The 21,249-nt window shown below is 37.6% G+C and carries 18 protein-coding genes; 9 read left to right on the forward strand and 9 right to left on the reverse strand.

Annotated elements, in window-relative coordinates:
• From ACTCIM_RS08725 to ACTCIM_RS08750, 6 genes are all read right to left on the reverse strand, one after another.
• On the reverse strand, positions 1-1,101 hold a 1,101-nt coding region (locus tag ACTCIM_RS08725), incomplete at its 3' end, for an FAD-dependent oxidoreductase (RefSeq protein ID WP_472315042.1).
• Between the two features lie 301 nt (positions 1,102-1,402).
• The gene (locus ACTCIM_RS08730; RefSeq protein WP_464280038.1) at positions 1,403-1,975 is read right to left on the reverse strand and encodes a hypothetical protein; all 573 of its coding nucleotides are present in this window, start codon (positions 1,973-1,975) and stop codon (positions 1,403-1,405) included.
• A gap of 340 nt (positions 1,976-2,315) precedes the next feature.
• Positions 2,316-3,056, reverse strand: coding sequence for an amino acid ABC transporter ATP-binding protein (locus tag ACTCIM_RS08735; RefSeq protein ID WP_464280039.1), 741 nt, complete (start codon positions 3,054-3,056; stop codon positions 2,316-2,318).
• 10 nt (positions 3,057-3,066) lie between these two features.
• Positions 3,067-4,071 (reverse strand): amino acid ABC transporter permease, encoded by a 1,005-nt coding sequence (locus ACTCIM_RS08740; protein ID WP_029966608.1) that lies wholly within the window; start codon positions 4,069-4,071, stop codon positions 3,067-3,069.
• Positions 4,072-4,153: 82 nt separating this feature from the next.
• Positions 4,154-4,969 carry a transporter substrate-binding domain-containing protein gene (locus ACTCIM_RS08745; protein ID WP_472315043.1) on the reverse strand — a complete coding sequence of 272 codons (816 nt, stop codon included), beginning with the start codon at positions 4,967-4,969 and terminating at the stop codon, positions 4,154-4,156.
• Between the two features lie 18 nt (positions 4,970-4,987).
• Complete coding sequence (locus ACTCIM_RS08750) at positions 4,988-5,158, reverse strand: hypothetical protein (protein ID WP_464280040.1); 171 nt, start codon at positions 5,156-5,158, stop codon at positions 4,988-4,990.
• A 167-nt stretch (positions 5,159-5,325) separates the two neighbouring features.
• Here ACTCIM_RS08750 and ACTCIM_RS08755 point away from each other — a divergent pair, with 167 nt between their 5' ends.
• Positions 5,326-7,548: an EAL domain-containing protein gene (locus ACTCIM_RS08755; RefSeq protein WP_472315045.1), complete on the forward strand. Its 2,223-nt coding sequence runs from the start codon at positions 5,326-5,328 to the stop codon at positions 7,546-7,548.
• On the opposite strand, the gene ACTCIM_RS08760 is transcribed toward ACTCIM_RS08755, so the two are convergent.
• Positions 7,545-8,804: a (Fe-S)-binding protein gene (locus tag ACTCIM_RS08760; protein ID WP_472315047.1), complete on the reverse strand. Its 1,260-nt coding sequence runs from the start codon at positions 8,802-8,804 to the stop codon at positions 7,545-7,547. The genes ACTCIM_RS08755 and ACTCIM_RS08760 overlap by 4 nt on opposite strands.
• 1 nt (position 8,805) lies before the next feature.
• Positions 8,806-10,182 carry an FAD-binding oxidoreductase gene (locus tag ACTCIM_RS08765; protein ID WP_029967856.1) on the reverse strand — a complete coding sequence of 459 codons (1,377 nt, stop codon included), beginning with the start codon at positions 10,180-10,182 and terminating at the stop codon, positions 8,806-8,808.
• Between the two features lie 145 nt (positions 10,183-10,327).
• On the opposite strand from ACTCIM_RS08765, the gene ahbD reads away from it, so the two are divergent.
• From ahbD to ACTCIM_RS08805, 8 genes are all read left to right on the forward strand, one after another.
• Positions 10,328-11,380, forward strand: coding sequence for a heme b synthase (gene ahbD, locus ACTCIM_RS08770; protein ID WP_029967857.1), 1,053 nt, complete (start codon positions 10,328-10,330; stop codon positions 11,378-11,380).
• Positions 11,381-11,385: 5 nt separating this feature from the next.
• Entirely contained in the window at positions 11,386-11,847 is a 462-nt protein-coding gene (gene ahbA, locus ACTCIM_RS08775; RefSeq protein WP_464280044.1) for a siroheme decarboxylase subunit alpha, read from the forward strand.
• Positions 11,840-12,511, forward strand: coding sequence for a ribulose-phosphate 3-epimerase (rpe, locus tag ACTCIM_RS08780; protein ID WP_472315049.1), 672 nt, complete (start codon positions 11,840-11,842; stop codon positions 12,509-12,511). Before ahbA ends, rpe begins: the two co-directional genes overlap by 8 nt.
• Positions 12,512-12,598: 87 nt before the next feature.
• Positions 12,599-13,522: a phosphate/phosphite/phosphonate ABC transporter substrate-binding protein gene (locus tag ACTCIM_RS08785; protein ID WP_464280045.1), complete on the forward strand. Its 924-nt coding sequence runs from the start codon at positions 12,599-12,601 to the stop codon at positions 13,520-13,522.
• Positions 13,523-13,525: 3 nt separating this feature from the next.
• The gene (locus ACTCIM_RS08790) at positions 13,526-15,580 is read left to right on the forward strand and encodes an ATP-binding protein (protein WP_472315051.1); all 2,055 of its coding nucleotides are present in this window, start codon (positions 13,526-13,528) and stop codon (positions 15,578-15,580) included.
• Between the two features lie 9 nt (positions 15,581-15,589).
• The gene (locus ACTCIM_RS08795; RefSeq protein ID WP_472315053.1) at positions 15,590-15,952 is read left to right on the forward strand and encodes a response regulator; all 363 of its coding nucleotides are present in this window, start codon (positions 15,590-15,592) and stop codon (positions 15,950-15,952) included.
• Positions 15,952-18,294 (forward strand): PEP/pyruvate-binding domain-containing protein, encoded by a 2,343-nt coding sequence (locus ACTCIM_RS08800; RefSeq protein ID WP_472315055.1) that lies wholly within the window; start codon positions 15,952-15,954, stop codon positions 18,292-18,294. Before ACTCIM_RS08795 ends, ACTCIM_RS08800 begins: the two co-directional genes overlap by 1 nt.
• Positions 18,272-19,276: a protein-tyrosine phosphatase family protein gene (locus tag ACTCIM_RS08805; RefSeq protein WP_472315057.1), complete on the forward strand. Its 1,005-nt coding sequence runs from the start codon at positions 18,272-18,274 to the stop codon at positions 19,274-19,276. Before ACTCIM_RS08800 ends, ACTCIM_RS08805 begins: the two co-directional genes overlap by 23 nt.
• Here ACTCIM_RS08805 and uvrB read toward each other — a convergent pair.
• Positions 19,262-21,247: an excinuclease ABC subunit UvrB gene (uvrB, locus tag ACTCIM_RS08810; protein WP_472315058.1), complete on the reverse strand. Its 1,986-nt coding sequence runs from the start codon at positions 21,245-21,247 to the stop codon at positions 19,262-19,264. The genes ACTCIM_RS08805 and uvrB overlap by 15 nt on opposite strands.
• Positions 21,248-21,249 lie beyond the last annotated feature (2 nt).

A 21,249-nucleotide genomic window follows, 5' to 3' on the forward strand; every position in this document is an offset into this window, starting at 1 on the left:
AGATTTGGGTGCAAATTCCTTGAACCAATCCTTTTCCATTACCTTAAAACCAGTGGCCACTACAATAGAGCCAACTTCCACTTCCAAAATCTCTCCCTCAGGATCTAACTTCAAGCCCCTATCGATGGCTCCAGCAGGACAGGCCTTCTCACAGGGAGCTAAAATGGGCTTACCTGTCTTCTTGCTTATCCTGGGCTCTTCTCCTTGCTTGCGGCCATCACAGTTACGGCAGTTATCCATATCTATTACAGCCTTCTTGGGCACTGCCTGAGGAAACATAATATAGGCTGCTCCCCTGGTACTAAGGCCAGCATTATAAGTATCAGTTACCTTAGCTGGACAGACCTCGGCACAATCACCACAACCAGTACACTTATCCCAGTCCACATAAGTCTGTTTTCTTTTTACCTTTACTCTAAAATTGCCCACAAAACCTTCTAATCCAACCACTTCACTGTAAGTAAGCAGTTCCACATTGGGATGATTAGCCACTTCTACCATCTTAGGGGTTAAAATACAGGCAGAACAGTCATTGGTGGGAAAGGTCTTATCCAGCTGTGCCATCACTCCACCAATAGAAGGCTCTTTTTCCACCAAATAGGTCTTATAACCCATTTTGGCCAATTCCAAGGCAGCAGAAATGCCTGCAATTCCTCCACCAATAACCATGGCAGCCTTGGTTACATCTATAAATTTGTCCTCTAAAGCCTCCAGATGTACGGCCTTGGCCACAGCAGAAGCAACCAATTGCTTGGCCTTTTCTGTAGCTCCTTCTTTATCATGAGGATGAACCCAGCTACCCTGATCTCTGATATTGGCCATTTCCAAAAGGTATTTATTTAAGCCGGCAGATTCCAATACGCTTCTAAAGATGGGCTCATGCGTCCTGGGAGTACAAGAAGCAACCACAACCCTATCCACTAAACCAGCCTGAATGTCCTGTTTTACAATCTCTTGCCCTGCATTGGAACACATAAAAAGATCTTTTCTAGCTACAACCACATCCGGCAAGCCCTCAGCAAACTTTCTAACTTCTTCTACATCTATTACTCCAGCTATATTTGTCCCACAATGACAAACATAAACTCCGACTTTAGCCATAACTACCTCCTTAAATAAATTAAAATTTGGCTAAAAAGACACTTTGATAAGTAATAAACAGACTTGTTCTTTAAAAAAGTCAAATTACTTTTTTAAATAATAAAAAGACAATCAATAGATTTTATATATGAAGAATAAATAAAAACTATAGAGATCTTAATTTAAAATTTAAATCTCTATAGTTTAGTTCAATAGAAAAAAGAAATTGGACACAGGAGGGTAAAAGATAGTTAAAAGAAAGGTAAAAGATAATTTTGCCTTAAGCGGGAAGCTTAAGCTTCCTGCTTAAACTAAAAAAATTTTAATAACCAAGCTCTCCTGCTTCTTCTTTACTCTCACCACCCATACCAGGGATTTTCATCATACCACCTTCAGGAAGCTGCACATTTTTAATTGCTTTACTGATAGCTTTTAGATCAAACCTGTTTATTAAAGAAATAGCTTCCTTATCCGTTATATTTTGATAATTACAAACAAAATAACGATTTTTACCTTCCAAATGAACCAAAATTCCTCCACATAAGGTACAATCTTCCCCGCCCTTGGTCACATCAGCTTTAAACCCTTGAATGCTGGTCTTATAAAGATGCTCCTTCCCCTTAAGGCCTTGGTTGGAAAGTAAAGCTGGAGAAACATTAAGCGCTTGTCCCAGGACAATGGAAACGCCAAAAATAATATCCTCGTTTCCTCCCTTAAAATAATCCCTAGCAGCTATAATACTACCTCCAGCCTCAAATCCATCCAGTTCATCGGCTGTATAACCTGGAAGCTGAACTTCTAAAAAAGGATATAAGTCCTCATGGGTAAAAGCAAAAGCTAGCGTTCCACTTAAACAAAATAAAAAGCTAATTGCCAACATCCTAATTATTTTCATAGCTCCCTCCCCTTATAATTTAAAATTAACTTTTCCTATTTTAAAATTGTTTTTTTAGCAAGAAGTTAAATATTTTTAAAACAACTAAGGGAATTTTTAACTTTGGAATAAAAGGAATTAAAGCAGGTAGTTTAAAAAGGATAGAAACCAAAAGAAATAGATGAAAAAAAATAAAACGATTATAACCACTATATATTTCTGGAAAAATATTTTAATTTAAGAGTTAAAAGGACAAAAAAAGGCAGGTGGGGATAAAGGCAACTAAAAAATTTTAAACCTTAATCAGGTATGCCCTAAAAAATTAACCTTTTAAACTTAAACTACTTACAACTAAACCATTTTATTTTCCACTCAAGATCTGGTTAAGAAAAAGTTTTAGCCTTTCTTCCTGAGGATTGGTAAAGATTTGCTCTGGAATGCCCTGTTCAATAATTTTACCTTCATCCATAAAAATCACCCTATCTGCTACTTCTCGGGCAAAGCCCATTTCATGCGTAACCACCACCATGGTCATACCTTCTCTGGCCAAATTTTTCATTACAGCCAAAACTTCTCCAATCATCTCTGGGTCCAAGGCTGAGGTGGGTTCATCAAAGAGCATTACTTTGGGATCCATAGCCAGAGACCTGGCAATGGCCACTCTTTGCTGCTGTCCACCTGAGAGTTGACCGGGATAAGCCAGGGCTTTGTCCTTTAATCCTACCTTGCTCAATAAAAACAAAGCCTTTTCTTCTGCCTCCTTTTTTTTACGCTTTCTTACCACCATCTGAGCCATGGTAATATTTTCCAGCACATTCATATGAGGAAATAAATTAAAGTTTTGAAAAACCATTCCCACTTCTGCTCTAATTTGGTTTATCTCCTTTTTAGCTTTTAATATATCCTGACCATTTATAATTATTTCTCCACTGTCAGGAAATTCCAGTCTATTTAAACAGCGTAAAAAAGTACTTTTACCTGAACCAGAAGGCCCAATAATAACTACGACCTCTCCTTTTTGAATATCACAACTAATATCTTTTAAAGCATGTAAAGTATGAGGAACATAAAAATATTTATTTACTTTACGAACTTTTATCATATTTAAACTCCTACAAAATAGCCTTTCTTTCCAGGTATTGAACAAACATGGACAGAGTAAAAGTCAAAACCAAGTAAAGAAGAGCACACACAATCCACATTTCAAAAGGCTGCAAACTGGTAGTAACAATCTCTCTAGTGGCTTTTGTTAATTCTCTTATGGCAATAACTCCTAATAAAGAAGAGTCTTTGATCAAGCTAATAAATTGTCCTGCCAAAGGAGGTAAAATGCGGCGAAAAGCTTGAGGTAAAATAACTTTACGCATGGCCTGGGCATAAGATAAACCCAGGGATCTGGCAGCTTCCATCTGGCCTTTAGATACAGATTGAATACCTGCTCTGACAATTTCTGCAATATAAGCTCCAGAAAAAATAGCCAGAGAAATTACTCCATACCACAAAGAAGGTATGGGAGGAAATCCATATTTACTCAAGATGGCATTGACCAGGGTGCCCACCACAAAATACCAGAGAAAAATCTGCACCAACAAAGGTGAGCCTCGAATAATTTCAATATAGGTGATAGCCAGATAACGCAGGGCAGGATTTTTAGAAATACGGGCAAGACCAGTTAATAAACCAATAATTATGCCCAGAATAATAGCTAAAACACTAACTTCTAAAGTTATGTAAAGGCCTACTAAAAATAGACCTGGCTTTCCCTTTTTATAAAAACCTATCTTATCTCCTGGATATACATAATCCCCTTCAGACAAAAGCAATTCTGATTTAGCAGGTAAAGAGATGGTTTCCTCTTCTTCTCCCTTAATAACAACTTTTATACCGTCTTTGTCCTCTGTAATACTTCTTATCTCTCCTTCTAAAGGAGAAGTAACATCTATTTTAGCTGTATAATAAAAATATTGGGGCACTCTATACCAGCGCCAGGTATACTCTACAGACTGAGAGGCAAAATAAACCAGATAGGAAAAAAGAAAAATTATGCCTAAAAAAACTCCTTTCCAGAACAAATTATAACCCAAACCTGGAGGCCTTTCCATACTTAAACGCTGCATTCTAGCTCACTCCCTAAAAAATTTAGGGTAGTCTTTTAGACCCTAAAAGACTACCCTTCCTTATTCCTAAGGAAAAATACAATTATTCAGCAACTTTTTTAAACCAATCAGTATTTCTCATCCATTTATTGTAAATACGCTCATACCGTCCATCGTTTTTAATCTGGCGTAAAAAGTTGTTTAACCAGTTCAAAAAGTCAGGATCACCCTTTCTTATGCCAAAGGCCAGAGGTTCATAAGTAAAAGGCTTATCCAGGTGAACAACTTTGTCACTTCCGTGTTGAGCCACAAAGACCACATTAAAGGGAAAATCATAGACAAAGGCATCAGCCTTCCCATTTAAAACCTCTAAAGCACCGTCTGCTTCTTTATCAAAGGACTTATAAGTTGCTTTGGGCATGTATCTCTTTACAGCCATTTCTCCTGTAGTGCCAATCCTGGAGGCTACAACATATTTGGGGTTATTTAAGTCTTTATAGGACTTAACTTTACCTGCCAATTTTTTATTTAAAAGAATGGTTTGACCTACAACAATATAAGGGTCAGCAAAGTTTATCTGCAAATTTCTTTGTTGAGTTACAGTCATACCACTAATAATAATGTCAAACTTACCAGTCATAAGAGCAGGAATAATACCATCAAAATCAGTATTCACTGGTACAAACTTAACGCCCATGGCCTTGGCCATTTCCTTGGCCAAATCAATATCAAAGCCCACATAATTTCCCTTTTTGTCAGTCATTTCAAAGGGCATATAACCAGCATCAAAGCCCACTCTAAGCTCGCCCCTTTTTAAAATCTCTTCCAAAGTGGACTTTTTGGCCAACTCAGCGTCTGCAGCCCAGAGATTAACTGCACCAAAGAACAACACCACGAACAAAAGTAAAATTCTTTTCATCAACACCCCTCCTTAAATTTAATATTTTCCTTCTACCAAAACTTCCCTGATGACCATTTCTACCTTACATACAGGGCAATTTGGTATTTCTTCCTCAGGCAGGTAAACAATCTTGGTCTCTTTACAAAGAGGACAAACAACTTCCACTGGCTCTCGTTTATATCTGTCTTTTAAAATTTTGGTCTCCATTTTTTCCTCCTTAATTTAAACCAAGACCTCCTTAGTGTTTTAGCCTCCTTTTGACAAGCGGCAAAGTGGCAAGTCCCTCATTTAAATGCTGTCTTTTTTCTTTAACCTATTTGTCACCTTTTCTCCACAAAAAATTTTTACTCTTGGCCCGTCCTTAAGGGGAAAAGATGAACAAGTTCAGTTATTTCTGGAACAACAAAATAAAAGAGATATTAAAGTTGCGTAAATTAGAGGAATTTTCTTTTACAAAATCCAATTACTCCAGTTTGATTTACCTGGAAATAGACAACTTTTATCTAATAGAAAATCTTTTTGATGCTGATTTTATATTACAAATAAGCAAAGAAATAGAGGATTACCATAAGGAAATAAAAGATAAATTTTGCAAAATAAAAGATTTTTTCTTTCTAGAACCTGGAAAGTTTTTCTTTTTATCTCTTTATAAAGACGAAGAAGAACTATCTACCTTATGTTATCAAATAAAAACCATTTTTGAAGAAAAAATAAACACTCTTATTTTCTCCTTAAGCGGTTATAAATTAGACTTTTTAGTGAGTTATGCCCTATTAGAACAAGAAGAAAATATATCTTTACAATTGGCTAAATCTCTCCAAAAGGCAAAATTCCAGCTAAAAAACAAAATACCTTTAAAAAATCTACCTTTTTTAAAACTTCTAGAAGAGATTTTAGAAAAAAAGAAGATTACCACCCTTTTTCAACCCATTGTCAATCTAACTACCAATCAAGTACTTGGCTTTGAAGCCCTGAGCAGAGGCCCTGCTGGAACTTTTCTGGAAAGCCCTTTAAATCTTTTCAAACTGGCAGAAGAAGTGGGGTTACTTTTTGACCTGGAAAAGGTCTGTAGAGAAAGGGCCATTTTACAGGCTGCCCCTTTGAAAAAAGAAGAATTACTCTTTTTAAATATCCATCCCAGAACCCTGGCTGACCCTAAGTTTATCAGTGGAGAGACCAAAAAGCTCTTAACCCGTTTAAACATTTCTCCAGAACAAATTGTTTTTGAAATTACTGAAAGACATTCTACCAAAGATTTCAGGCTATTTTTTGAAACCCTGGAACACTATCGTGAGCAGGGTTATAAAATAGCCATTGATGACTTAGGGGCTGGACACAATGGCCTCTTCTTGGTGGGCAACATTCAACCAGATTTTATCAAGATAGATCGCCACTTAATCCAGGACATTGAAACCCATCCTACCAAGCAGGCCCTTTTAGAGGCCTTTCTTTCCTTTGCCCAAAAAATGGACATCAATATTATTGTTGAAGGCATAGAAACCAGAGAACAACTTTCTTTTCTTTGCCAGTTAAATGTTCCCTTTGGTCAGGGTTATTTTTTAGCCAGGCCCAATAAAGAAAAAAAATATCCCAGCTTATCCAATTTATTAAATAAAAAAGAGCATGAACTTAAAACCAATAATACCATTGAAAGTATAACCAGCCCGGTCATAAGCATTCTTCCTCAAGTGAAAATTAAAGAAATAAAAAAAATAATCACCAAACAGTCTCCTTTTAGTGGTATTGTGGTTGTAAACGAAGAGCAAAGACCTTTGGGCCTTATTATGAGCCACCACCTGGACAGAGAGTTAAGCACCTATTACGGAGTTGCCCTTTATTATGAAAAGGATGCCTCTTATCTTATGGATAAAAATCCCTTAATTGTTTCCCATGACACTCCTGTGGAAAAAGTAGCTAAACTGGCTATGCAAAGAGAACAAGCAAAGATATATGACCACATAATTGTGGTAAAAGACAATAAATTAAAAGGCATTGTCTCTGTACAAAAACTCACCAATTATCTGGCAAAATTACAGATAGAATTAGCCAAAAACACCAATCCCTTAACTGGACTTCCTGGCAATAAACACATTCACCAAGAAATAGAAAAAAGAATACAAACCAACCCTGAGAATTTATCCATAATCTATCTGGATATAGATAATTTTAAAGTGTATAATGATGTCTATGGATTTTCCAGGGGCGATGAAATGATTAAAGGGGTGGCTAAATTGTTAAAGGAAGTCAGCCAAAAATACAAAGCAGAAAATATCTTTATTGGCCATATAGGTGGAGATGATTTTGTGTTAATTACTAAACCCAGTCTGGCTGAAGAAATTGCAAGTAATTTATGCCAGAGTTTTCAAAAACATATTCCAGCTTTTTATAACCTGGAACATCAAAAACAGGGTTTTCTCCAGGCCAAAGGAAGAGATGGAAAAGAAAGAGAATTCCCTTTAGCTAGCATATCCCTAGCCATTGTAAATGGCTATCCAGATATTAATCTGGAAAAAATAAGTACCCTGGCTGCAGGCACTAAAAAATTGGCCAAAAAAATACCTGGTTGTAGTTATGCCCTTAATCGCCGTAAAATTTAACCTATATTCTGGGCCACTACATCTACCAGATGAACCACTTCTACAGGCTTATCCTTTAAAAGAAGTTTAAGCTGGTACATACAGGCAGGACAGGAGGTAGCAACTGCTTTAGCCTTGGTATTCAAAATATTTTGCACCTTTTTTAAGCCAATTTTTTGTGAAAGCTCATAGTATTTTAAATTAAAACTACCTGCAAATCCACAGCACTCCTCACTTGCTTCCATTTCTACAAAATTAGTCAGGCTTTTTAAAATACTTCTGGGCTCTACATAAACTTTAAGGCTTTTTCTTAAATGACAGGGGTCATGATAGGTGTATAGATTTTCTTCTCTATCTTTTTTAAAATCCTTTTTGTCTAGGTGTTGATGTAAAAACACTCCTATATCCAATGTTTTGGAACTTATTTCTGTTAGTACTTCTCTATCTTCTAAAGACAAATCAGGGGCATAAATTTTCCATAAGGAAGAAAGAGTATAGGTACAAGAAGCACAGGGAGTCAGTAAATAGTCAAAAGACACCTGTTGATAGTACTTTAAATTTTCTAAAACCACCTTTTTAAATCCATCTACATTGCCACAGGTAAGTAAAGGCAGGCCACAACAAAGAGAAACTCCTGGGTAAAAAATGCCCACCCCCAGATAGCGAAGCACCTTGAGCATATTAAAGCCTACTTCTGGAAAAACCTTATCCACCAGACAGCCAGGGTAAAGGGCAACCTTTAGCTGGCCTCTGGTTTCATCTATTTTCCCCACTTTATGTTGCCAAAATTCCTTGGCCAAAGGTAAAATAGGTCTTTTTAAGCCCATTTTGGGAATTAAAAAGTCTTGCTCCTGGCTACTCCACAAAGGAGTGCTTTTTTTCAACAACAAACAGGCAAAATCCAAATTCTTAGGAGCCCTTAAAAGAGTAGCCAAGACCCTTTTTTCTATAAAGCTAAGTCCTAAAAACTCCTTTAAAATTGTTCTGGCCCTTAAAAAAATCTTATCGCCCAAAACCCCACTGGGGCAGTTAAAGCCACAGGAACCACAAAGTAAGCATCTATCCAGATATTTTTGTACCAGTTCTGGTTGAGTGAGTAGGTTTTCTCCCAACTGCTTAAGCAAAAATATTTTGCCCCTAGCTACATCACTTTCTAACCTGGTTTCTTTAAACAAAGGGCATACAGCCTGACACAGGCCACACTGCATGCATTTTACCAATTCTTCTTCTATTTTCTTTATTTCTTTAGCCAGCAAAATAAGTTTGCTCTTTTTCACCTTATTCTACCACCTTGCCTGGATTTAAAATGTTTTTAGGGTCTGCAGCTTTTTTTATCCTCCGAAAGTAATTTAAAGTAGCAAGCCCTGTTTCTTGCACCAGAAATCTTTTCTTGGATAAACCTATACCATGCTCGCCAGAAAGGGTGCCTTCCAGTTCCAGGGCCTTGTTAAAAATCTCTTCAATGGCCTTCTCCACTTTTTGGGCCTCTCGTTTATCTCTTTTATCCGTTAAAATAGTGGGATGGAGATTGCCATCACCAGCATGTCCAAAAGTGCCAATGTCCAGTCCATACTTTTGGGCTATCTTTTCTATGCTTAAAACCATCTCTGTTATCTTACTTCTGGGAACGGTAGCATCTTCCAAAATAGTGGTGGGTTTCAACCTGGCCAGAGCAGGCAGGGCATCCCTTCTGGCCTGCCAGAGTTTATTTTTTTCTTCTTCATCTCTGGCTACAAAAACCTCACCCTGTTGCTTCTGACAAATCTTTAAAATAAGCTCGCTTTCTTCTTTTACCTGTTCTGGATGGCCATCTACCTCAATAAGTAAAATGGCTTGCGCAGAAGTGGGCAAACCTATTTGCCTAAATTCTTCCACTGCCTTTAGGGTAAATTTGTCCAAAAATTCCAGGGTGCAGGGAATAATTTTTTGGGCAATAATCAGGGATACGCTTTCAGCTGCCCTTTGCAGGGAATTAAAGAGAACCAAGATGGCCTGCGAAGATTTGGGAGGAGGAATAAGTTTAAAGGTAATTTCAGTAATAACTCCCAATTGTCCTTCTGAACCTGTGAGTAAGCCAGGCAAATTGTATCCACTTACCCATTTTACAGTCCTGGCTCCGGCCTTTATTTCCTCTCCCAGTCCATCTATAAACTTTAAGGCCAAAACATAGTCCTTGGTCACTCCATATTTTAAACCCCTTAGACCGCCTGCATTTTCAGCTACATTTCCTCCCAGAGTGGAAACAGCCTGGCTGCCAGGGTCAGGAGGATAAAAAAGCCCCTCTTTGCTTACAGCCCGGGCAAAATCTAAAGTAATCACACCAGGTTCCACCCGGGCATAAAGGTCCTGGGGATTTATCTCCAGAATTCTATTTAGTTTCACAGTTAAAAGGACCACTGTGTTTTCCCTTACTGGAATGGTACCGCCACTTAAGTTGGTCCCAGCTCCTCTGACTATAAGTGCCAGACCTTCTTGAGCGCAAAAACTCACTACTTGCCTTACTTGGTCTTGATTTTCAGGAATCACAACCACGCCTGGAAGTCTGGGCTTTTCTGGGGAACCATCAAAGGCATAAGCATGAAGTAATGCTTCTTCCTGTAAAACCCTTTCCTTTCCCAGTAATTGCTCAAGTTTTTTAATTAATTTTTTGTGCATATTGGCTCCATTTGAGGGGAGAAATAAACTCGCTTGATAACAACACCCAGGCTTAAAAGCTAAATCAAAAGCCCAAAGATTTCAATTTGACTTTGCCTAAGAAACTTGGCAGGCAAAAACCAGCCAAAATTTACAAGGAGTAACTATGCATACACCTGGCCCAAGACTTATCGCCTGGGAAGTAACCAGAGCCTGCAATTTGGCTTGTAAACACTGCCGGGCAGAAGCGTGCCTTAATCCTTTCCCAGGAGAACTAAACACCCAGGAAGCCCTTACCTTAATAAATCAGTTCAAAGAGGCTGGAGACCCGGTCATTATCTTTACGGGTGGAGAGCCCTTGCTTCGAAAGGATATTTTTGAATTAATAAGGCATGCTACCTCTCTTAACCTGCGCTCTGTTATGGCTCCCAATGGCACCCTTATCTCTGCAGATGTGGCCAGAGAAATAAAAAAAGCAGGTATTCAAAGGTGTAGCATTTCTTTAGATGGCCCCAGGGCCAGCAGTCATGATGACTTTAGGGGCGTAGTGGGAGCTTTTGACCAGGCCTTAAAAGGAATCCAAGAGTTAAAAAAAGTAGGTGTTCCCTTTCAAATCAACACCACTGTGACCAAAAAAAATCTGCCTCACTTTAAGGAAATTTTTCATCTAGCCAAAGACTTAGGGGCAGTGGCCTGGCACATATTTCTTTTGGTACCCACAGGCAGAGGAGCAGAAATTCAGGAAGAAATCATTTCTGCTCAAGAATACGAAGAGGTCTTAAATTGGTTTTACGACTTTCGCAAAACCACTTCCATGCACCTCAAGGCCACCTGTGCTCCCCACTATTACCGCATCATGCGCCAAAGAGCCAGAGAAGAAGGTTTAAAGGTAGATAGGGAAACCTTTGGTTTAGACGCCCATACCAGAGGCTGTCTGGGCGGAATAGGCTTTTGCTTTGTCTCTCATTCTGGCCAGGTTCAACCCTGTGGTTATCTGGAACTGGATTGCGGGCAGGTAAGAAAAACTCCCTTTCCCGAAATCTGGCAACATTCAGAAATTTTTCAAAAATTAAGAAATCCTCAATGCTATGAAGGTAAGTGTGGCATTTGTGAATATCACAGAGTTTGTGGAGGATGTAGAGCAAGAGCGCATACCATGAAAAACAACTTTCTGGCAGAAGAACCCCTTTGCACCTATATACCTCAAAGGAAAGGTTAACACTTATGGATAGCATAGATAAAAAAATCCTGGATATCATTCAAACTGATTTTCCTTTAGACTCCAGGCCCTATCAAATAATTGCCCAAAAAGTGGGCATTTCTGAAGAAGAAGCCCTGAACAGAGTCAAAAAACTGAAAGAAATGGGAGTAATTCGAAGAATTGGAGCCAACTTTCAGTCCCGTAAACTGGGCTGGTTTTCTACCCTTTGTGCTGCCAGTGTACCAGAAGAAAAAATTACTGAGTTCGTTCAAGAGGTTAATAAATATCCAGGAGTTACTCATAACTACTTGCGTAAGAACAAGTTTAATATCTGGTTCACCTATATTGGACCATCCCGGGAAGAAGTGGAAAAAGACCTAAAAGCTATCAGTGAAAGCACAGGAATAGAAGTACTTAGTTTGCCAGCTACTAAAATGTTTAAAATAAAAGTAGATTTTCCCATGCAACGAGGTGAAGATGAATAATAAAGAGATAATTTTAGCCCCTTCCATTTTATCTGCTGATTTTGGGAGATTAACAGAAGAATTGGCAGAGCTGGAAAAAGCTGGCCTAAAGTGGGTACACTTAGATGTAATGGATGGAATTTTTGTACCCAATATTACCTTTGGGCCACCTGTAATCAAAGCCTTGCGTTCCAAAAGCAACCTCTTTTTTGATGTACACCTGATGATAGATAAACCAGAGCGCTATTTTCAAGAATTTATAGACGCAGGTGCAGACCTTATCTGCTTTCATGTGGAAGCCAGCCTACACCTGGAAAGAGCCGTACAAGCAGTAAAAGAAAAGGGGGTTAAAGTAGGCCTGGCCTTAAACCCAGCTACTCCTTTAACGCAAGTAGAATATTTAATTCCAGAAGTGGATATGATTTTAATTATGAGTGTAAATCCTGGTTTTGGCGGACAAAAGTTTATTCCCTTTTGCGAGCAAAAAATCCTGGATTTGGCTAAAAAAATAAAAGATAAGCAAGCCAGCACTTCCATTCAAGTGGATGGAGGGGTAAGCCCGGAAAACATTGGCAAACTAGTCAAGCTGGGAGCCAATATTTTTGTTTCAGGCTCTGCCTTTTTTAACCACCCACCCTATAAAGAAAGATACCAACATTTCTTGCAAGCAGCCAGGCAAGCCTAAAGCAAAGCTTTGGGCTTGTCTCCCTTTAACCTAGAGAAAAAAATATCTAGGTTGCCCTTTTTCCTTTTTTCAATTAACAATAATTTTATGTATAAAAAGTTTATTCTCTTTATTGTTTTTTTTGTCTTTTCCCTTACAGCTTGCGAAAACAATGACTATCCCTATGTGGATTTAAGCAAGCGGCAACAAATCCCTCAGGTCTCTCAAAAATGGAGCTATACCTATGCCTATCTTCCCCAATACTCTCACCTGGTTTCCTTTAAACGCCAACACTTACTGGTGGAATATCTAAAACAAGCTACCAACCTGCCCATCAGACAGATTTTCCCGGATTCCTTTAGTGACCACATGAAAATGTTTGGAGAAGGAAGCCTGGATATCTCCTATTCCAATCCCTTTGTCTATGTAAAACTAGCTCACAGATACGGGGCAAAAGCTATTGCCAGGGTAGTGGAAAAATCAGGCAAGGCCGAGTTCCGAGGTCAAATTATTGCCAGAAAGGACCATCCTCAAATCAAAACCATTCAAGACTTAAGGGGAAAATCCTGGATAGCAGTAGACCCCAGCTCTGCTGGTGGCTATCTTTTTGTGCTGGGCTATCTTCAGGATCACGGTTTGGGATTAAAGGACTTTTCCCAGATTAGCTTTGCCACAGGTGCAGGGGGCAAACAGGAACAGGTAGTTCTAAATGTATACCTGGGAAAATATGACTTTGGTTCCATTCGGGAAGGTACCTTGGAAGTTTTGCAAAACGATATTGATATTTCAAAAATAAAAGTGCTGGCCAATACGCCCTGGTATCCAGGCTGGGTTTTTGCCCTTAGACCCAATTTACCAGAAGAAGATGCCCAAAAGATAAAAAAGGCCCTGTTAAGTTTAGATATCCACAATCCTGACCAAGCTCCTATTTTAAAAAACGCTGGTTTTATCAAAATCATTCCAGCCAAAGATGAAGATTATGACCCCATTAGAAAACTATGTAAAAAATTAAAAATAAATCTGGATGAATAGATAATGTTTTTAAAAGGATTTAATAGGCTTAGCTTTCGCTCTAAAATTACCTTTGGCTTGGGAGTTTTTCTTTTAATCTGTGGGCTTAGTGTGGGTTTTGCTGTAACTAAAATATCTGAAAAATCTATCCTAGAAGAACACTACAAACGGGGAGAAGCCCTTTTACAAAGTATAGCCTATCGTTCACTAGAAGCCATACTTTCTGCCAATTATCTGGAAATACAAAAAATTATTACCAGTCTTAAAAAAAATCAAGAATTTGTCTATTTGTACATTCTGGATAAAAACAAAAACATTTTACTCCATTCTTTTAATTCTGGCTTTCCTTTAAAGTTATTGTCCATCAACAACAACCTAAAAAAAGAAATAAACATTCAGCCCCTTAAAACCAATGTGGGACTTATTGATGACTTTGGTTTAAAAATAAGCATTAACGACCAAACAATTGCTTATTTGCACTTAGGTTTAAATAGAGAGGGTTTAAACAAAATCATTCGCAAACAACATCAAACAGGTTTTTTAATCACCTTTGCCATTGTTTCCCTGGGACTTTTACTCACCCATTTTTTCTCCAAGACCATTACCAGGCGAATTGAAGTTTTAAAAAAATCTGCTGATGAAATTATAAAGGGCAACTTAGAAGTTCAGGCAGGCCCTATTCTGGATAAAAATTGTTGGGAAATAATGGATTGTAAAAATGAAGAATGCCCTGCCTATAAAGATAAAAAAAGAAGATGCTGGCATCTTGTAGGAACTTTATGCGAAAACTGCAGTTTAAAAGCTTACCCAGATAAATTAGAGTCTTGTATGCATTGTAAAGTATATAATAGACTTTGTGGAGATGAGATTCAAGATTTAGCTGAAGTCTTTGACATAATGACTCTTAGCCTTAGAAACTATATATCTGAAATCAGGTCTCAACAAAAAAAGATAAAAGAAAAAGAAAATTTACTAAGAACCATTATCAATACAACTCCAGACTTTATTACTTTTCAAGATACAAATTTAAAATATAAGCTGGTAAACAAAGCCTTTTGTGATTATTTTAATTTAAAAGAAGAAGATATTTTGGAAAAAGATGATTTTGCTATTTTTTCTTCTACTCAGGCAGATTTAAACTATCATGAAGACAAACAAATTCTCCTAACGGGTGCACCCTTATCCAAAGAAATTCAAGTACAAAAAGGCAAGCAATCCCGTTGGTTTCACATCTTAAAAGTGCCAGTAAAAGATGGAGATAAAATTGTGGGCTTGCTTTTAACGGCCAGGGATATAACCATGTTAAAAAAATACCAGGAACAACTCCTGGCCTCTCAAAAAATGGAACACTTAGGAAGATTAGCTGGAGGAGTAGCACATGAAATAAATACTCCTTTAGGAATTATTTTAGGTTATACCCAGCTCCTGTTAGAAGACGTAGATAAAGAAGAATGGAAAGAAGATTTAAAAATAATTGAAAAACAAACTAAAATCTGCAAAAAAATAGTAGCAGACCTTTTACGCTTTTCTCGAAAAGGACCTACTGAAGTCAAAGATGTGGATTTAAATCATTCTTTGCAAGAAGTTATTTCTTTAGTAGAGCACACCTTTTCTCTAAATCACATAAAAATAATAACCCTTTTGGAAAAAAATCTTCCTCCCATCAAGGGAGATGAAGAAAAGTTAAAACAGGTCTGGCTAAACTTGTTAAACAATGCCTTTGATGCAGTAAAGGACAATGGCCATATCCTGGTTAGGACCAAGCTCTGTGCCCATAGACGCAGAGTGGTTATCCACTTTCTGGATTCAGGCTGTGGAATTTCCCAGGAAAATCTCAATAAAATTTTCGACCCCTTTTTTACCACCAAAGAAGTGGGCAAAGGAACAGGGCTTGGGCTTTCTGTTAGTTTTGGAATCATCAGAGACCACGGGGGTAAAATTTTTGCCTACTCTCCGCCCCCAGTAGAATATATCCCTGACCAGGTGGATAAAAACATTGAATGGGCAACCATTTTTATTGTAGAGCTACCTTTGCTGGAAGAAAGCTTACCAGAAGATTTAGAGCCCTGCCAAGACTAGGAGGTTTATATGGCTAATATACTGGTTTTAGATGATGTGGAAGACGCTGGTATTTTAATTAAAAGGATTTTAACCCGAAAGGGACATGAAGTTTTTAATTTTACCTTAGAAGAAGAGGCCTTAGAGTGGGTAAAGCAAAACAGTATAGACCTGGCAATTTTGGATATAAAGCTAAAAAAATCCAGTGGAATAGAAGTACTAAAAAGTATAAAAGAAATATCTCCAACTACTAAAGCAATTATGCTTACCGGTTATCCCACTCTGGAAACAGCTCAACAGGCCATTCAACTGGGAGCAAATGAATACTTAGTAAAACCAATTGATAAACATGAATTAGAAGAAAAAGTAGCTAAAGTACTTTCCCAAAAATAATGTGGATTAAAAAACTTATCTCTAAAGTAAGTGCTAAATCCTTTTCCTTTGAAGAACGCTATCTTTTGTTTCGAAAAATTCTGGATTTAGACAGAAGTAGCTTAGAAGAAATAGCTAAAATAGAAAAAATAATTCTAGAAAAAATACCCTGTGACTTTTATTTTTTAGCCAAAAAAATAGACAAAGTTTATCTCCAGATAAAAGAATTAGTTTTAAACCTACAAAAATTAAATCCAGAAAAGTATAAAGACCTCTTGCTCTATCTAAAAAAGATAAAATTTTACCTGGAATTAAATTTAAAATACGCCCTACCAACCCCTCAAAAACCCTTTGTCTTAAAACTAGAAGAGGCTACCAACCCCCACCTTTGCGGAGGAAAGGCAAGTTCTTTAGCCCATCTTAGCCAACACTTAAGCACTTCCTCTTTTACTATTCCACCAGGCTTTGTCATTACTACCTCAGCCTACTCTCTGTTTATAAAGGAAAACCAGCTGGAAGAATTAATAAAGCAAGAATTGGAAAGCTTGAGCTCTGCCCACCTTTCTCAAATAGATAAAGTCAGTGCAACGATTATCCAATCTATCTTAAACAGCCCAGTTCCAGAAGAAATCAAAAAAGAGGTCCATTCTTTTTTAGAAAATCTAAACACCAAACTGGCCTTTCGCTCCAGTGCCTATCTGGAGGACAGTGAACTCTCCTTTGCTGGACAATATGAATCTGTTTTAAATATTTCCAAAGAAAATTGGACCCGGGCCTACAAACAGGTTTTAGCCAGCAAATATTCCCCTCAGGCCATATTTTATCGTTTAAAATACCATTTGCCCGACAACTTAACCCCTATGGCGGTCCTGGTCATGCCCATGTTATCTCCAGATTTAAGTGGAGTAATTTATACTTCCTTGCCCCAGAGGAAAAACTGTCTGGCCATCTATTATAATAAAGGACTGGGTGAAAATCTGGTAGGAGGCAAGGTCAAGGGAGACCACCTATATTTGGATAAGAACAATCCGCAACTTAGCTCTTCCTGGATAGCAAAACTATTTCAAATGGGGATAGAGTTAGAAAACTTCTCCCAACATCCTCTAGACATTGAGTGGGGTTTAGAAAAGAATAAAGTTTTTTTACTTCAGGCCAGGCCTTTTAAATTTAAAGAAGAAGATAAAAAGTATAATCTCAACTTACCACTCTTGCTTAAAGGAGAAAATATTTCTCCAGGCCTGGGTACAGGCAAGTTGTTTATTTTAAAGGACCTACAAAAAATAAAAGAAGTACCTTTAAAAAGCATCCTCTTTACCCCTTATCTCTATCCAGAATTAACTCTTATCTTAGACAAAGTAGAAGGAATTATCACTTTAGAAGGTAGTGCTGCCTCTCATTTAAGTCACATAGCAAGAGAAATGCAAAAACCCATTTTACGAGTTGCTCATAAAGAAGAAATTCTGGGTCATGCAGGTAAAGACCTCACCCTGGATGCCCATGAAGGAAAAATCTACTCGGGAAAAACAGTCTTGCCCAAATCCCCAAGGACTACCTCCCTACCCACTTTAAACAAACTCCTAAAACATTTATCCAATCTCAACTTAATTTCCACCCAAGAAGGCTTTACTCCTCAAAACTGTCAATCTTTACACGACATTATTCGCTTCTGTCATGAAATGGCCGTAAAGGAAATCTTTACTCCAGAAAAAAAATTTTCTGCCTCTTCCAAAGCTCAAAAATTAAGTACTGAACTTCCCCTTACCATTTATTTAATCGATTTAAGTAAAACTGCTACTTCCAACAAAGAAAAAGAAGTAAAACTTTCTCAAATCAATTCCTTACCTTTTCAGGTATTTTACCAAGGCTTAAGCCACCCCTCTATTCCCTGGGACAAAATCCCACCAGCTTTTGATTGGGACAAATTTGATCAAATGAGTGCAGGTATTTTTAATCCTAAAAAAGACCCGGAATTAAACAGTTTTGCCCTTATTGACCAGGATTACCTTCACTTTCTCCTTCGCTTTGGTTATCATTTTGTCTTGGTGGACAGCTTAATTGGGGAAGTTGCCGAACAAAACTATATCCAGATTAGCTTTAAAGGTGGTGGAGGATTAGAAAGAGGTCGTTTACTGAGATTAAAACTTTTAAAATTTTTACTCAAAAATTTACACTTTCAATTAGAGTCTCAAGGAGATTTTTTAAAGGCAGAGTTAAAAAAACGCCCCCGGGCTGAAATGTCTTTGAACTTAAAAAAACTGGGTTTTTTACTGGGTAAAACCAGACTACTGGACATGTACTTAACCCATACCAATTATAAACAATATCGTGATAAGCTGAAAGATGAACTGGAAAAAATTACTTAAATTTTTTAAACCCAACTTTAGAATCGAATATATCAAATGGCTCACTCCTTATATTGCAGTTGGTCCTGCTCCCTTTTCTAACTATCACCTCAATCTTTTAAAAGAACATAAAATCAAGGCTATTTTAAATCTTTGTGCTGAATGCCCCAACCTGGTAGAAGTGGAACAAAAACATGGTTTTGAAGTCTATTTTTTACCAGTAGAAGACGAAAAAACACCTTCTTTAGAGACCTTAGAACAGGCCTTAAGCTGGCTGGAAAAAAACGTTTTCATTGGCAAAAAAACTTACATTCACTGTCGCTTTGGTATTGGCAGGACAGGTACCCTTTTGGCTGCTTATCTGGCTAGAAGAGGAGTAAAGCCAAAGAAAATAGAAGAAATTATTTCCAAGTTAAGAGCAACTCCTGAAAGCACCAGTCAAAAGGATTTTTTATCTTCCTATCAAAAACAACAAGGGGCTTTAAAAAATTTACATCCCTCCCTTTCTCTGGATTGCGAACTAGATTGTTTTTCCACTTTTGAGTTATTAAATAAAAAATACACTAAACTCTATCTATCCAGCTTAACTCCCAACCAGAAATATTGCGGCAAAGAACATAATATATGCTGTTTTCAAAATCTACAAATAAACTTTTTAGAAGCTTACTACTTACAATTCAATTTTAACATCATGCTTGATTTAACTCTAAGAGAGAAAATCTTAAAGACCATAAAAAAGAAAAACACCCGGATATGTCCTTTATATATAAAAAAATGTGTTCTTTTTGATTTTAGGCCTTCTGCCTGTAGAAGATTAGAAGTAAAGGATAAAAAGTTATTTTTAGAAGTGGAAAAAGAAATTGAAGAGTTAAATGAAAATTTCTTAAAAGAAAAGTTTAACCTCGAAAATTATCCAGAAAAGTTTACCTACCCAGAGGTAATAAGTGGAAAGTATATCCAGAAATTCTTTAACTTTTTAACTCAAAATCTAAAGAGAAAGTAATACTTCCTTTAACTTAAAAATTCTATCCCTTAACTGGGCTGCTCGTTCAAACTCAAGATTTTGAGCAAGTTTTTTCATTTCTTTCTCCAGTTTTTTTATCTCTTTTTCTAAACTTTCTGGAGTGCGCTGATACAAATTTTCCTCTTCTTTTAATAACTCTGGCTCATATTTTTGCTGTAGGTTATAAAGGGCGTGTTTTAGTTCCTTGTGAATAGTCTGAGGGGTTAAGTTGTGTTTCTGGTTATAGGCAAGCTGGATTTTTCTTCTTCGCTCTGTTTCAGAAATGGCTTCAGCCATAGCTGGAGTCATCCTGTCTGCATAAAGAATCACTTTGCCCTGAACATTTCTTGCTGCCCGGCCAAAGGTTTGAATTAAAGACCTGGCTGAACGCAAAAAACCTTCTTTATCAGCGTCCAAAATAGCCACCAAAGAGACTTCCGGTAAATCCAGCCCTTCCCTTAACAAGTTAATACCAATTAAAACAGAGAAATCCCCTTTTCTAAGGCCGTGGATTATTTCCACTCGCTCCAGGGTATCAATATCTGAATGCATGTACTTACACTTAATTCCTCTTTCAGACATAAATTCTGCCAGATCTTCAGCCAGTCTCTTGGTCAGGGTAGTAATCAGCACCCTTTCTCCTTTTTCTATCCGTTTCACGCATTCAGCCAGCAAATCCGGGATTTGATTGGTAGTGGGTCTTACTTCTACTTCTGGGTCCACCAAACCTGTAGGTCTAATAATTTGCTCCACAATATAAGGTTTGGAGCGCTCCAGTTCCCATTCTCCTGGAGTAGCTGAAACATATACACATTGATTGATACAACTTAAAAATTCCTCAAAATTAAGAGGACGATTATCCAGAGCACAGGGCAAACGAAAGCCAAAATCCACTAAAGTTTTTTTGCGGGAGATATCACCATTGTACATGCCTCTAATCTGGGGAATGGTGATGTGCGATTCATCAATAAACAACAAAAAATCCCTGGGAAAATAGTGAAGTAGACAGGCAGGAGGCTGACCAGGCTTTCTGCCATCCAAGTGGCGAGAATAATTTTCTATGCCTTTGCAATAACCAAGCTCTTCAATCATCTCCAGATCAAACAGGGTTCTTTGTTCCAACCTTTTGGCTTCCAAAACCTTGCCCTCTGCTTCCAGTTCCTGGAGTCTCCATCGCAATTCTTCTTGAATGGAACTAATAGCCCGCTTTAAATTTTCTCGATCTGAAACATAGTGGCTGGCAGGAAAAATAATGGTTTTCTTAAGTTTAGCAATTATCTGTCCTGTTAAAGGGTCTATTTCATAGATACTTTCAATTTCATCGCCAAAAAATTCTATTCTCAAGGCCCTTTCCTGCATATAAGCAGGTATTATTTCCAAAATATCTCCTCTAACTCTAAAGGTTCCCCTTTTAAAGTCATATTCATTACGCTCATAATGCACTTCTATAAGCCTAGAAATAAGCTTTTCTAAACTTATACTTTGTCCTTCTTCAACAGGAACTATCAATTTAGCATAGTATTCAGGCGAACCCAATCCATAAATACAGGATACAGAAGCGACAATAATAACATCTCTTCTGGTAAGCAAAGCATGGGTAGCAGCGTGCCTGAGCTTATCTATATCTTCGTTTATGGAAGAATCCTTTTCAATATAAATATCCTGATGGGGTAAGTAGGCTTCTGGCTGATAATAATCATAATAACTCACAAAGTATTCCACAGCATTTTCAGGAAAAAACTCTTTAAACTCTGAATAAAGCTGGGCAGCCAGGGTTTTGTTAGGAGCCATGACCAAAGTGGGACGGTTGAGCTTACTAATCACCTGGGCCATGGTAAAGGTCTTACCAGAGCCTGTTACCCCCAGAAGCACCTGCTCCTTTACTCCCTGCTTTAAGTTTTGCACCAAAGCAGAAATAGCTTTAGGTTGATCTCCTGTGGGTTTAAAAGGACTAACGAGTTTAAACGACATGG

This window comes from Desulfonauticus sp. (genome assembly GCF_055126295.1).